This window comes from Priestia sp. MDV22-iso46, from assembly GCF_058629175.1.
The window spans coordinates 228,598-241,642 of record NZ_JBZVWT010000004.1 but is presented as its reverse complement, the minus strand read 5'-3'; the positions used below and the strand labels follow the sequence as shown (position 1 = coordinate 241,642).

Genomic DNA, 13,045 nt, shown 5'->3' with positions numbered 1-13,045 from the left:
TTTTAGGTATTCTTTGTACCAAAATTTTCCTCAATTACTAGGTGAGAAACTTTCTTTCACTAGAAGGGAGCTATAAATGGAAAAGTTAAAAATACAAGGTGGCTTTACCTTAAGTGGATCCGTCCGCGTCAGTGGTGCTAAAAATAGTGCCGTTGCGCTTATTCCAGCAACAATTTTAGCCGAGTCACCTGTTACAATTGAAGGTCTGCCCGATATTTCAGACGTGCAGTTATTAGGGGATTTAGTTGAAGAAATTGGTGGGAAAGTAACCATTGATAACGACGAATTAACAGTAGATCCATCCGGAATGGTTGCAATGCCTTTACCGAACGGGAAAGTAAAAAAATTACGCGCTTCTTATTATTTAATGGGGGCGATGTTGGGACGCTTTAAAAAAGCGGTAGTTGGGCTTCCAGGAGGCTGTTACCTTGGTCCTAGACCAATCGATCAGCACATTAAAGGCTTTGAAGCTCTTGGCGCTAAAGTAACAAATGAACAAGGAGCTATTTACATTCGAGCTGAGGAACTGATTGGTGCTCGAATTTATTTAGACGTTGTTAGCGTGGGAGCAACAATCAATATTATGCTCGCTGCTGTAAGAGCAAAAGGGCGTACCGTTATTGAGAATGCTGCCAAAGAGCCTGAAATTATTGATGTAGCTACGTTACTGACAAGTATGGGTGCCCGTATTAAAGGTGCAGGTACAGATGTTATTCGAATTGATGGAGTAGATCAATTAAAAGGATGCCGTCATTCCATCATTCCAGACCGAATTGAAGCAGGCACATATATGATCATGGGAGCGAGTATGGGAAAAGAAGTTGTTGTTGACAACGTTATCCCTCAGCATTTGGAGTCATTAACGGCTAAAATGCGTGAGATGGGTATTCATATCGAAACAAGCTCAGATCAGATTCTTGTAGCGACTCGTCAGCTATTGAAGCCCGTAGATATTAAGACGCTAGTATATCCAGGTTTTCCAACTGATTTACAGCAGCCATTTACGACGCTTCTAACAAGAGCGTCTGGTACAAGCGTTGTGACGGATACAATTTACGGTGCAAGGTTTAAGCATATTGATGAACTGAGACGAATGAATGCATCTGTTAAGGTAGAAGGACGTTCTGCTATTATTAATGGCCCCATTCACTTACAAGGTGCACGTGTGAAAGCGTCGGACTTACGAGCAGGAGCAGCTCTCGTAACCGCTGGCTTAATGGCCAAAGGGATTACAGAGGTAACGGGTTTAGAGCACATTGACCGAGGTTACAGTCATTTAGTAGACAAGCTATCGGATTTAGGGGCAATGATTTGGCGTGAAGAGATGACTCAAGAGGAAATTGAGCAATTTCAAAATTCATAGAGGCAAATCGGTGCCACAGTCATGAAAGCAAAGTTTAGAAATGAGCTTTTTAATAAGCTACACAGGCGTAGGAGCGTTCTTCTATGTCTGTGTAGCTTATATATTTATGAATAGGGTAAATAGATAAAAAGGGAAGCTAAAAGATAAATTTCACTTCTTAATTTTAACGTCCAGTTTATTTCCTTTAATGTGAAATTATGAAAAGGTTTTCCTCGCTTCTCGTAAGCTATTAAATTTCCTTTTTTTTATTCATCTTCTAAAGTAAAAAAAGATTGATTAAAAAGATAGAAAAAGGTTAGAATATAAATTGCTACGTTAAATTTATCAAGATAATATAAATGGTTTTATGTCGGAATTATTCTTCTAAAAGTGTATAGTTAATCAATTGATTCTACTTATTATACTTCAAAGGTTATATTCTCCATTTTCACAGATTTATTCCATCCATATCATCTCTCAATTTTATATTTGAATTTAATATGGGAGGAACGGTTAAAAATTATTCATTATAAAGCGTGGTGTCCTAATGAACTTAACATTATCCAGTTTAGAAAATATGAAATTAAAAGAGCTATATGAACATGCTCGTGAGTATAAAGTTTCGTACTATAGTAAATTAACGAAAAAAGAACTTGTCTTTGCTATTTTAAAGGCTCAAGCTGAACAAGATGGGCTTTTATTTATGGAAGGCGTTCTTGAAATTATTCAGTCAGAAGGATTCGGTTTCTTACGACCAATTAACTATTCACCGAGTTCAGAAGATATTTATATCTCAGCTTCACAAATTCGTCGCTTCGATCTGCGTAATGGAGACAAGGTATCGGGGAAAGTTCGTCCTCCAAAAGAAAATGAGCGCTACTACGGATTATTACATGTAGAAGCAGTAAACGGAGAAGATCCGGAAACGTCAAAAGATCGCGTGCATTTTCCAGCGCTAACGCCAATTTATCCAAATGAGCAAATGCTGCTAGAAACTCAGCCAAGAAGTTTCTCTACGCGTATTATTGACTTGATTTCACCAATTGGATTTGGGCAAAGGGGACTAATTGTCGCGCCGCCAAAAGCAGGTAAAACGATGCTGTTAAAAGAAATTGCTAATAGCATTACAACAAATCATCCTGATGCAGAATTGATTGTCCTTCTTATCGATGAGCGTCCTGAGGAAGTGACGGACATTGAGCGTTCGGTTGACGGTGATGTTGTCAGTTCTACATTTGACGAAGTGCCAGAAAACCACATTAAAGTAGCGGAACTTGTCCTTGAACGTGCGATGAGATTAGTCGAACACAAAAAAGATGTTGTCATTTTGATGGATAGCATCACAAGACTTGCTCGTGCATATAACTTAGTTATTCCACCGAGCGGTCGTACACTATCAGGGGGTATTGACCCAGCTGCTTTTCACCGTCCAAAACGATTCTTTGGAGCTGCTCGTAACATTGAAGATGGAGGCAGCTTAACCATTCTAGCAACAGCCTTAATTGATACAGGCTCTCGTATGGATGATGTTATTTATGAAGAATTTAAAGGTACAGGTAACATGGAACTGCATCTAGATCGTTCGCTAGCTGAAAAACGTATCTTCCCTGCGATTGATATTCGTCGCTCAGGCACACGTAAAGAAGAGCTGTTAATTCCAAAAGAGCATTTAGACCACTTATGGGCAATTCGTAAATCAATGGCAGATGCTCCTGATTTTGCAGAAAAATTCTTAAAACGTTTACGTCAAACAAAGACAAATGAAGAGTTCTTCTCGATGTTAACGGAAGAGAAAAAAACGCTTCTAGCAAATAAACGATAAGTTATAAAACATGTGGTTGCAAAAGCATACAACCCTTGTTATAATTTCATCATGTGTGTTGATAAAGTACACAGTGAAATAGTTATTATTTCATCACTATCTTTATCAATAAACTCTGTTTCAGAATGATTCAGGGCGGAAGGAGATGAAACGAATGAAAACAGGAATTCATCCAAACTATAAAACAGTTATGGTTAAATGTACTTGCGGAAACGAATTTGAAAGTGGTTCTGTAAAAGAAGAGATCCGCGTTGAGACTTGTTCTGAATGTCACCCATTCTACACTGGTCGTCAAAAATTCGCTGAAGCTGGTGGCCGTGTTGATCGCTTCAACAAAAAATACGGTATTAAATAATCACATTGTCGAAACAAACAGGCAAGTAGCTTAACTTCTTGCCTGTTTTTTTGCTTATAAAAGTAGAAAAACAGTGTCTGCTTGATAAAAAAGTGGGTACTTTATCATAAGAATAAGATCTACATAGAAGACGTAGATTAAGTTAGTAGCGGTTCGCTCAGAAACGGAACGAGAAGAAGGGAGAGTCCCGCAGTGGTGTACGTAATGAAACAAAGCGGTTGGATAGAAGTAATTTGTGGCAGTATGTTTTCAGGGAAATCAGAAGAGTTGATTCGACGTGTGCGCCGTACGCAGTTTGCTAAACAAAAAGCACAAGTATTCAAGCCTGCAATTGATAATCGATATAGCGAAGAAGCTGTCGTTTCACATAATGGTACATCTGTTATGGCTTATTCAATCTCGGCATCGCGCGATATTTTAAAGCGAGTAAATGAAGAGACAGACGTAGTAGCGATAGACGAAGTACAGTTTTTTGACACAGATATTTTAGAAATTGTTCAATCTTTAGCAGATCAAGGCTTTCGTGTGATTGTAGCGGGGTTAGATCAAGACTTCAAAGGTGAACCTTTTGGACAAATGCCGCAGTTAATGGCTATTGCAGAGTCGGTAACAAAGCTACAGGCCGTGTGCGCTTCATGTGGCTCTCCTGCGAGCCGTACGCAGCGTTTGATTAACGGTGAGCCTGCTTCTTATGACGACCCTATTATTTTAGTCGGTGCGTCGGAATCGTACGAACCAAGATGTCGTCATTGCCACGTTGTGCAAAAGTCTAAAGGACAAGCTGTGTCTGTGGACTCAAGCGAAATGGTCGAAAAATAAAGCAAGAATTTTATGATGATAAAAACAGAACGCGCAGTTCTGTTTTTTTGTTCATATACGTGTATTAACAAGGTTTTGACTCTATTTTAAAGCTATACTATAATTACAATGTTATGGATAAAGAATGAGGTGAATGACGTGTTTGATCGTTTAGAAGCGGTAGAGGCGCGCTATGAGAAGTTAAACGAACTTCTGAGTGACCCTGAGATCGTAAACAACCCCTCTAAGTTGAGAGAATATTCGAAGGAACAATCAGATATACAACAAACGGTAGCCGCTTATCAGGAATACAAAGATGTAAAAGAGCAGTTATCAGAAGCGAAAACGATGCTTGAAGATAAGCTTGATGCAGATATGCGTGACATGGTAAAAGAAGAAATTGCCGAGTTAGAAACGCAGCAAGAAGAGCTAGTTGAAAAGCTACGTATTTTATTAATTCCGAAAGATCCAAACGATGATAAAAACGTAATCATGGAGGTTCGTGGAGCGGCTGGTGGAGATGAAGCAGCATTATTCGCAGCTAATTTGTACCGCATGTATTCGCGCTTTGCTGAATCACAAGGCTGGAAAACAGAAGTAATGGAAGCAACGACTACTGGAGTAGGCGGTTATAAAGAAATTATCTTTATGATTAACGGTAAAGGTGCGTACTCAAAGATGAAATTTGAAAACGGTGCACACCGTGTTCAACGAGTTCCTGAAACAGAATCAGGCGGTCGTATTCATACATCTACAGCAACGGTAGCATGTCTTCCTGAAGCGGAAGAAGTCGAAGTGGACATTCATGAAAAAGACATCCGTGTAGATACATTTGCTTCAAGTGGACCTGGTGGCCAAAGTGTTAATACGACGATGTCAGCCGTTCGTTTAACGCATTTACCAACAAATACAGTGGTATCATGTCAAGATGAAAAGTCTCAGATTAAAAATAAAGAAAAAGCAATGAAAGTATTGCGTGCTCGCGTGTACGATAAGTTCCAGCGAGAAGCACAAGCAGAGTACGATGCAACGCGCAAACAAGCAGTTGGATCAGGAGATCGCTCCGAGCGTATCCGTACGTATAACTTCCCGCAAAATCGCGTAACGGACCACCGTATTGGTCTGACGATTCAAAAGCTAGATCAAATCTTAGAAGGCAAGCTTGATGAAATTATCGATGCATTAGTCATGGAAGACCAAGCGCGCCGAATGGAAGATTCGAACTAATGAAAGTATTTGAAGCCCTTAAGTGGGCTTCTTCTTTTTTGAAAGAGGCAAAGCGAGATGAAAACGCGGGAGAACTCTTGCTTCGCCATCACTTGCAGATGACGAGAACTCATTTGCTAGGTTCTCTGCAGGAAGAACTAGAAGAAGAAATCCTAAAAAGATTTGAACAAGATGTTCATGCTCATAAAGCAGGTATGCCTGTACAATATCTAATCGGGACAGAAGAATTTTACGGGCGTTCATTTATTGTAAACGAACATGTATTAATTCCAAGACCCGAAACGGAAGAGCTGGTATACGGAATGATTTCTCGAATAAAAAAAGAATTTCAACACCAGCCTATTGAGCTTGTAGATATTGGAACGGGAAGTGGGGCAATTGCTATCACTTTAGCTTTGGAGCTTGACAGACTTGACAGAGTGGAAGTTACAGCAACAGATATAGCTATAGAATCTTTAAGCGTAGCCAAAGAAAATGCTCAAAACTTGGACGCTGCTGTCACGTTTATACAGGGAGATCTATTACAACCATTTCTATTATCGAATCAGAAATTTGATGTAATTGTGTCTAATCCGCCTTATATTCCAGCAGATGATGAGTTGTCCACAGTGGTAAAAGATCATGAGCCAAACCGAGCTCTTTTTGGTGGAAAAGATGGCCTGGATTTTTATCGACGTTTCATGGAAGAGTTGCCATATGTGACGAAGTCAAATAGTATTATTGGATTTGAAGTTGGGGCCGGACAGACAAAAGATGTAGCTGAGATGCTGCAAAAAACGTTTCCGACAGCTTTTGTAGAATGTGTATATGATATTAATGGAAAAGATCGAATGGTTTTTGCACAACTTCGCGAGAACTAAAAAATCAGAGGGAATAATTTTCCCTTTGATTTTTGAAAATCATGCATTTTTTTACTAAATTACTAGTTTAAGATATCTTGCTTTCGGCCATACTGTTCCTATGAAAGGGCGGTGGCCGAAATGAAGAAATATGCTATCATTTATTTTATTTTATTAATTATTGGAGCAAATGCTCAACTTATATATACACATAACCAAGTGCAGGCAGATCAGCCTGCAGTCATTCCAGACGAGGCAATTCGACTGCGCATTTTAGCAAACAGCGACGGTGAAAAAGACCAGTACGTAAAACGTCTGATTCGTGACCGCGTGAACGAACAAATCACAGAATGGGTAAAAGATTTAACATCTGTAACTGTAGCTCGAAAAACAATTAAAGAAAATTTGCCGGCGCTTGAAACAATTGCGAAAGAAGTGCTAAAAGAAGAGGGCGTAAATGAATCTGTTCATGTTAAATTCGGAAAAGTAGAGTTTCCTACTAAGTTGTACGGTCAGTTTTTATATCCAGCAGGTGAGTATGAAGCCGTGCTTATTACTCTTGGCAAAGGAGAGGGAGCAAACTGGTGGTGTGTACTATTTCCTCCTTTATGCTTCTTAGATTTCTCAAACGGTGAAGCGGTAAAAGCGCCGGAGCCATCTGAAGAAGAGCCAAAGGAAGAAAAAGAGAAACCAGCAGCTTCTGAATCAAAATCTGCAGACAAAACAGATGACAAATCGGCTGAAAGTAAAGAGCCTGCAGTGAAAACAGAAATTCAATCTGCAACTATTACATCGGATTCTATTGAGCAGAAAGCTGAGGAATCTTCTCAACCAACAGTATCTTCTAAAGAAGCAATTGCAAAAGATACAAGTACAGTAAAGGAAGACACAAGTGCTAAGGCTGAAAAAAAGGAAAGTAAAGAAGCTGAAAAGTCTGTTTCATCTAAGAAAAAAGCTGATTCTAAATCAAAAGAAGATTCTGTAGAAGTTAAGTTTTTTGTAGTGGAATGGGTATCGTCAGTATTTAATTAATAGAATCATTAAAAATAAAATTCAGTTCTACTTTTTTTAATCATCTCATAGATTTGTTACTAGAAAACAAGTTGAGGTGATTAAAATGAGAGAACAATTAAAAATTGCCAGTGAAAATGATTATATTCGAATTCAGCAGTTTTTACAAAAAGCGGGCATCAGCACAGCTGGTGTGGAAGAGCATATTCATCAATTTGTCATAATGGAAAATGAAGAAGGCGAGCTACTAGCAACAGTTGGGTTTGAAAAAGAAGGTGTGGATGGAATTCTCCGCTCCCTTGTGGTGTCTCCTTCTTTAATGCAATCTGATATTCTGCTGCTATTTAAAAGCATCGTCCAGCTGGCTCAAAAGCATGGCGTGAAGCAACTATATTTACTAACAAATAAGGCATCTTCTCTACATTTTTTTCAAATGATGAATTTTCAGCAAACATCTTACAGTGCACTGCCTGAGTTGTTAAAAGAACATTCTTATTTAAAAAAGTTACCAAACCCTCAGGATGTCTATGTGATGTTTTATGCAGCTAGTTAAAAGAAAATGTGGATAAATCATTTTAATAGGGTATCCACAATGTTATTCACAAAAACATAAGCTTTATCCACATTTTGTGGATAAAGCTTGTTTGTTGATATAATGAATGCATGTATTTTACTATCTTTGATACATATTGTACTTTTAAAGTAAAAAAAACCTAGATATAGAAAGAAAAAGGAGTTGAAGAAGATGGAAACTAAGTTATGGGTTGTGGATAATTTTACGAACGAAAAAGATATTTATCCACAGATAGAAGAAGCAGCAGATTTGCTGCGCAATCACGAAGTGGTTGCTTTTCCTACAGAGACGGTGTATGGATTAGGAGGAGACGCAACATCGGATAAAGCTGTGGATAAAATTTTTGCAGCGAAAGGACGTCCTAGTGATAACCCTCTTATTGTTCATATTGGAGATAAAGAGCAGCTTCATACATTTGTAGAGTCGATTCCTTCAAAAGCAGAGAAAGTGATCGATGCTTTTTGGCCGGGTCCTCTTACAGTAATATTACCCAAAAAAGATCGAGTTTCAGATAAGGTTACGGCTGGTTTAAACAGCATCGCAGTGAGAATGCCCTCACATCCAGTAGCCCTCGCATTATTAAAAAAAGTGGCTTTGCCTATCGCAGCTCCTAGTGCAAACCTTTCCGGCAAGCCAAGTCCCACTCTAGCTCATCATGTGATGAATGATTTAGAAGGGCGTATTAGCGGAGTTGTAGATGGAGGAGCAACAGGGGTAGGAGTAGAGTCAACTGTCCTTGATTGTACAGAAGAGATTCCTATCATTTTACGGCCGGGCGGCATTACTCAGAAAGAGTTGGAAAATGTCATTGGTCCCGTAAAAGTAGATCGAGCGTTACTAAGTGATAAAGAAGCGCCAAAATCTCCAGGTATGAAATACACGCATTACGCACCTGATGCACCGCTTGTCATCGTTGACGGCAGTTCAGATTTTTTCCAGTCTATTATTGATGGCTATAAAGATCAGGGTAAGCGAGTGGGGGTATTAACGACATCTGAACATGAAGATGCGTATAAAGCGGATGCGGTTATCACATGTGGATCTCGTTCAAATTTAGAGACGGTTGCTAGCCATTTATACGAGTCGCTTCGTTCATTTAATGAGTGTGACGTAGATATTATCGTTAGTGAAAGTTTTTCTGAAGAAGGAGTCGGTCATGCCGTTATGAACCGATTAATGAAAGCTGCAGGACATCACGTGATTAAGCAATAAAATTCATCTTCTAAACCTTTTCGAATGTGCATATTTTGAAATAGGAGCACGTCCGAGGAGGGTAAAGATGAATGTATCTCAGTTAATTAGTGAAATGATCACGTTAGTCATTATGGCGTTTGCCTTAGGAATGGATGCTTTCTCAGTTGGTTTGGGAATGGGATTAATTCGTTTACGCTTTCGCCAAATTTTCTACATTGGTGTTGTTATCGGTGTATTTCATATTTGGATGCCGCTGTTAGGCATGTTTATTGGACGACTTTTGTCTGATAAACTTGGAATGTTTGCTACCTATGGCGGTGGAATTTTATTGCTGATTCTTGGGGCGCAGATGATTTATTCCTCCTTTAAGCATGACGATACGCCGTTTATCAAACCAGTTGGCTTTGGACTGTTATTTTTTGCGCTCAGCGTGAGTCTAGATAGTTTTTCTGTTGGACTTAGCTTAGGTATTTTTGGAGCAAGAACGTTTTTGACCATTATTGTTTTTGGCGTAGTGAGTATGCTATTAACTTGGTTAGGACTGCTGCTAGGCAGAAGAGTGCAAGGCTGGCTTGGTTCATATAGTGAGGCACTGGGCGGAAGCATTTTATTAGCTTTTGGAATCAAATTGTTACTACCTTTTTAACTATATAAATAGGTAAAGGATCATGACCATTCAGGTTATGGTCTTTTTTTGCTTCTTTTGGATTGCAGCGATAAAAGAAGGAAAGCGAAGTCGTTTTTTCGAGATGGATGAAGCGGTAATGGATAAAAAATATCCGGAAAAGCTAACTGGATTTATGCAAGCAATAGAGATACAATAGGGTGGAATATCAACATAGTCGAACATAGTGAAAGCAAGGGAGGATGTATCTTGAAAAACATCTTATTTGTATGTACAGGAAACACGTGCCGCAGCCCTATGGCAGAAGCGTTGCTCAAAGCTAAAGAGATAGATGGAATAAACGTGAAGTCTGCAGGTGTATTCGCTTCAAATGGAAGTGAAGCTTCTGTTCATGCACAAGTTGCCCTTCACCAGAAAGGCATAGCTTGTTCTCATGCTTCGGCAGCATTAACGGAAGAACAATTGATGTGGGCTACTTATATTTTTACGATGACGGATCAGCATAAAATGCTGATTTTGAACCAAGCTCCATACGTAAGTGATAAATTATTTACGCTAAAAGAATTTGCCGACGAGCAAGGTGAAGTATCTGATCCGTTTGGCGGATCATTACAGACGTACGAACAGACTTTAGAAGAGTTAGAGCGTATGATTAACAAAATAGTCGACAAATTATAAAAGGTTCCATAAATTTTTGCTGACTTAAAATGAACAGAAATTTAATATAAGACGAAGGTATGTATGAGGAGGAAACAAAGATGAAAGTAGCTATTGCATCTGACCACGGAGGTATAAATTTGCGACAGGAAATTATCTCTTTAATGGAAGAATTAAATATTGAATATGTGGATTTAGGGTGTGAATGCACAGCGTCTGTAGACTATCCGGATTATGCACTTCCCGTTGCTCAAAAAGTGGCGAGCCAAGAAGTAAGTCGAGGCATTCTTATTTGTGGAACAGGCATCGGTATGAGTATAGCAGCTAATAAAGTAAAAGGAATTCGCTGCGCTCTAGTGCATGATACGTTCAGTGCAAAAGCAACAAGAGAACATAATGACAGCAACATTTTGGCAATGGGTGAACGTGTCATTGGGCCGGGACTTGCACGTGAAATTGCGAAAATTTGGTTAATGACAGAATTTGAAGGCGGCCGACATGAAAATCGCGTGAATAAAATTAAACAGTATGAGCACCAAAGCGATGCAACAGTAACTGTATAATGTGAACGTATTCAATGAAAGAAAGGAAGAAAAACGTGTCTGAACTTACGAAATGGAAAGAGCAGTTGGAAACAGTTTTATCTGATTTTTTAGCACAAGTGCAGTTGTCTTCAGAACATACACTTGTCATTGGATGCAGTACAAGCGAGGTAATTGGTGAAAAAATAGGAACCGCAGGCGCAATGGAAGTCGCAGAAATGATTTTTGATACACTAGCAGATTTTCGAAAAAAAACGGGTGTCCACTTAGCATTTCAATGCTGTGAACATCTCAATCGAGCACTGGTAGTAGAAAGAGAATTAGCTCGCAAAGAGCGTTTAGAAATCGTTAGTGTTGTTCCTATCCATAAAGCAGGCGGAGCGATGGCTACACAGGCCTATGGTCAGCTTAAAGATCCTGTTTTGGTAGAGTTTATTAAAGCTGATGCCGGTATTGATATTGGAGATACATTCATTGGTATGCATTTAAAGCATGTCGCAGTACCCGTTCGTTGTACGTTAAACGCAGTTGGACACGCTCATGTTACTGTAGCAAAGACGCGTCCAAAACTAATTGGTGGAATGAGAGCGTTTTACGAACTTTCGTAATTAAATATATTAAAATAATACACATTTTTTCTTTTTTATTCTAAATAAATCATGTTACAATGTAGTTGAATCAACAAATAACGAACATTGCGAATACGAAATGAGGAGAGGATTTTGATGGAGAAACAACTAATGCAACAAGATCCAGCAGTTTATAATGCGATCAAGGATGAATTACAAAGACAACGTACTAAGATTGAGCTAATTGCTTCAGAAAACTTTGTAACAACAGCGGTAATGGAAGCACAAGGTTCAGTTTTAACAAATAAATATGCTGAAGGCTATCCAGCTAAACGTTACTACGGCGGTTGTGAACACGTAGACGTAGTAGAAGACTTAGCTCGTGATCGTGCAAAAGAAATTTTCGGAGCAGAGCACGTGAATGTTCAACCTCACTCAGGTGCACAAGCAAACATGGCTGTATACTTCACTGTTTTAGAGGCTGGAGACACAGTACTTGGTATGAATTTATCGCACGGCGGTCACTTAACGCACGGAAGTCCTGTTAACTTTAGTGGTGTTCAGTACAATTTCATCGAATATGGCGTAGATCGTGAAACACATCGTATTAACTACGATGATGTATTAGAAAAAGCTCGTACACATAAGCCAAAATTAATTGTGGCTGGTGCAAGCGCATATCCACGCGCAATCGACTTCAAGCGTTTCCGTGAAATCGCTGATGAAGTAGGCGCTTATTTAATGGTAGACATGGCTCATATTGCTGGTCTAGTAGCTGCAGGACTTCATCAAAATCCTGTGCCACATGCTCATTTCGTTACAACTACAACACATAAAACACTACGTGGACCACGCGGCGGTATGATTTTATGTAAAGAAGAATTTGCGAAAAAGATTGATAAGTCAATCTTCCCTGGTATTCAAGGTGGTCCATTGATGCACGTTATCGCTGCAAAAGCAGTAGCATTTGGTGAAGCATTACAAGATGAATTTAAGCACTATGCTCAAAATATCATCGACAATGCTAATCGTTTAGCAGAAGGATTAAAGAAAGAAGGATTTGCTCTTGTATCTGAAGGAACAGACAATCACCTTGTGTTAATCGACGTAAGTTCAATGAATTTGACAGGTAAAGTAGCTGAAAAAGCACTTGATGATGTAGGTATTACAACAAACAAAAATACAATTCCTTACGATGAGCAAAGCCCATTTGTAACAAGCGGTATCCGTATTGGTACAGCTGCGGTTACAACTCGCGGATTTGGCTTAGAAGAGATGGATGAAATTGCTTCTATCATCGGATTAACGCTTAAAAATATTGAAGATGAAGAAAAGCTAGCTGAAGCTAAAACACGCGTTGAAGCTTTAACAAGCAAGTTTGAAATGTATAAATCACTTTAAGAGAGACAGGCCTTTGTGCCTGTTTTTTTATGGAGAAAGTGGTAGCAATTCAATCATTTTTTGAATAATGCTTGAACTCAAAAACTTTT

The 13,045-nt window shown here is 39.1% G+C and carries 15 protein-coding genes; all 15 read left to right on the top strand.

Annotation, left to right across the window (positions count from 1 at the left end; all coding sequences use genetic code 11):
* Window positions 1-76: 76 nt before the first annotated feature.
* Window positions 77-1,363, top strand: a complete 1,287-nt coding sequence (gene murA, locus AC4NPH_RS22130) for a UDP-N-acetylglucosamine 1-carboxyvinyltransferase (RefSeq protein ID WP_013059824.1) — start codon at window positions 77-79, stop codon at window positions 1,361-1,363.
* A 526-nt stretch (window positions 1,364-1,889) separates the two neighbouring features.
* Window positions 1,890-3,164 (top strand): transcription termination factor Rho, encoded by a 1,275-nt coding sequence (rho, locus tag AC4NPH_RS22125; RefSeq protein WP_013059823.1) that lies wholly within the window; start codon window positions 1,890-1,892, stop codon window positions 3,162-3,164.
* A gap of 154 nt (window positions 3,165-3,318) precedes the next feature.
* Window positions 3,319-3,519, top strand: a complete 201-nt coding sequence (gene rpmE / locus AC4NPH_RS22120) for a 50S ribosomal protein L31 (RefSeq protein WP_013059822.1) — start codon at window positions 3,319-3,321, stop codon at window positions 3,517-3,519.
* 204 nt (window positions 3,520-3,723) lie between these two features.
* Window positions 3,724-4,338 (top strand): thymidine kinase, encoded by a 615-nt coding sequence (locus AC4NPH_RS22115; RefSeq protein ID WP_153252841.1) that lies wholly within the window; start codon window positions 3,724-3,726, stop codon window positions 4,336-4,338.
* Window positions 4,339-4,476: 138 nt separating this feature from the next.
* On the top strand, window positions 4,477-5,544 hold the full coding sequence (prfA, locus tag AC4NPH_RS22110) for a peptide chain release factor 1 (protein ID WP_013059820.1): 1,068 nt from the start codon (window positions 4,477-4,479) through the stop codon (window positions 5,542-5,544).
* Window positions 5,544-6,404 (top strand): peptide chain release factor N(5)-glutamine methyltransferase, encoded by an 861-nt coding sequence (prmC, locus tag AC4NPH_RS22105; protein ID WP_491938925.1) that lies wholly within the window; start codon window positions 5,544-5,546, stop codon window positions 6,402-6,404. The genes prfA and prmC overlap by 1 nt, the downstream gene beginning before the upstream one ends.
* Window positions 6,405-6,524: 120 nt before the next feature.
* The gene (gene spoIIR / locus AC4NPH_RS22100; RefSeq protein WP_055991595.1) at window positions 6,525-7,415 is read left to right on the top strand and encodes a stage II sporulation protein R; all 891 of its coding nucleotides are present in this window, start codon (window positions 6,525-6,527) and stop codon (window positions 7,413-7,415) included.
* Between the two features lie 85 nt (window positions 7,416-7,500).
* Window positions 7,501-7,947, top strand: a complete 447-nt coding sequence (locus AC4NPH_RS22095) for a GNAT family N-acetyltransferase (RefSeq protein WP_013059817.1) — start codon at window positions 7,501-7,503, stop codon at window positions 7,945-7,947.
* Between the two features lie 192 nt (window positions 7,948-8,139).
* Window positions 8,140-9,180 carry an L-threonylcarbamoyladenylate synthase gene (locus AC4NPH_RS22090; RefSeq protein ID WP_013059816.1) on the top strand — a complete coding sequence of 347 codons (1,041 nt, stop codon included), beginning with the start codon at window positions 8,140-8,142 and terminating at the stop codon, window positions 9,178-9,180.
* Between the two features lie 67 nt (window positions 9,181-9,247).
* The gene (locus AC4NPH_RS22085; RefSeq protein ID WP_013059815.1) at window positions 9,248-9,808 is read left to right on the top strand and encodes a manganese efflux pump MntP; all 561 of its coding nucleotides are present in this window, start codon (window positions 9,248-9,250) and stop codon (window positions 9,806-9,808) included.
* Window positions 9,809-9,830: 22 nt separating this feature from the next.
* Entirely contained in the window at window positions 9,831-9,986 is a 156-nt protein-coding gene (locus AC4NPH_RS22080) for a hypothetical protein (protein ID WP_155660731.1), read from the top strand.
* A gap of 50 nt (window positions 9,987-10,036) precedes the next feature.
* The gene (locus tag AC4NPH_RS22075) at window positions 10,037-10,465 is read left to right on the top strand and encodes a low molecular weight protein arginine phosphatase (protein WP_013059814.1); all 429 of its coding nucleotides are present in this window, start codon (window positions 10,037-10,039) and stop codon (window positions 10,463-10,465) included.
* 80 nt (window positions 10,466-10,545) lie between these two features.
* Window positions 10,546-11,007, top strand: a complete 462-nt coding sequence (gene rpiB / locus AC4NPH_RS22070) for a ribose 5-phosphate isomerase B (RefSeq protein WP_013059813.1) — start codon at window positions 10,546-10,548, stop codon at window positions 11,005-11,007.
* A gap of 35 nt (window positions 11,008-11,042) precedes the next feature.
* Entirely contained in the window at window positions 11,043-11,594 is a 552-nt protein-coding gene (locus AC4NPH_RS22065) for a TIGR01440 family protein (protein ID WP_029319400.1), read from the top strand.
* Between the two features lie 117 nt (window positions 11,595-11,711).
* Window positions 11,712-12,956, top strand: a complete 1,245-nt coding sequence (gene glyA, locus AC4NPH_RS22060) for a serine hydroxymethyltransferase (protein ID WP_013059811.1) — start codon at window positions 11,712-11,714, stop codon at window positions 12,954-12,956.
* The last annotated feature ends 89 nt before the right edge of the window (window positions 12,957-13,045 follow it).

Excerpts from the sequence above, each read along its gene's own strand:
- AC4NPH_RS22115 (WP_153252841.1), top strand. The coding sequence starts at position 3,724 with ATGAAACAAAGCGGTTGGATAGAAGTAATTTGTGGCAGTATGTTTTCA.
- AC4NPH_RS22080 (WP_155660731.1), top strand. The coding sequence starts at position 9,831 with ATGACCATTCAGGTTATGGTCTTTTTTTGCTTCTTTTGGATTGCAGCG.
- glyA (WP_013059811.1), top strand. The coding sequence starts at position 11,712 with ATGGAGAAACAACTAATGCAACAAGATCCAGCAGTTTATAATGCGATC.
- spoIIR (WP_055991595.1), top strand. The coding sequence starts at position 6,525 with ATGAAGAAATATGCTATCATTTATTTTATTTTATTAATTATTGGAGCA.
- rho (WP_013059823.1), top strand. The coding sequence starts at position 1,890 with ATGAACTTAACATTATCCAGTTTAGAAAATATGAAATTAAAAGAGCTA.
- rpmE (WP_013059822.1), top strand. The coding sequence starts at position 3,319 with ATGAAAACAGGAATTCATCCAAACTATAAAACAGTTATGGTTAAATGT.
- AC4NPH_RS22085 (WP_013059815.1), top strand. The coding sequence starts at position 9,248 with ATGAATGTATCTCAGTTAATTAGTGAAATGATCACGTTAGTCATTATG.
- prmC (WP_491938925.1), top strand. The coding sequence starts at position 5,544 with ATGAAAGTATTTGAAGCCCTTAAGTGGGCTTCTTCTTTTTTGAAAGAG.
- murA (WP_013059824.1), top strand. The coding sequence starts at position 77 with ATGGAAAAGTTAAAAATACAAGGTGGCTTTACCTTAAGTGGATCCGTC.
- rpiB (WP_013059813.1), top strand. The coding sequence starts at position 10,546 with ATGAAAGTAGCTATTGCATCTGACCACGGAGGTATAAATTTGCGACAG.
- AC4NPH_RS22090 (WP_013059816.1), top strand. The coding sequence starts at position 8,140 with ATGGAAACTAAGTTATGGGTTGTGGATAATTTTACGAACGAAAAAGAT.
- AC4NPH_RS22095 (WP_013059817.1), top strand. The coding sequence starts at position 7,501 with ATGAGAGAACAATTAAAAATTGCCAGTGAAAATGATTATATTCGAATT.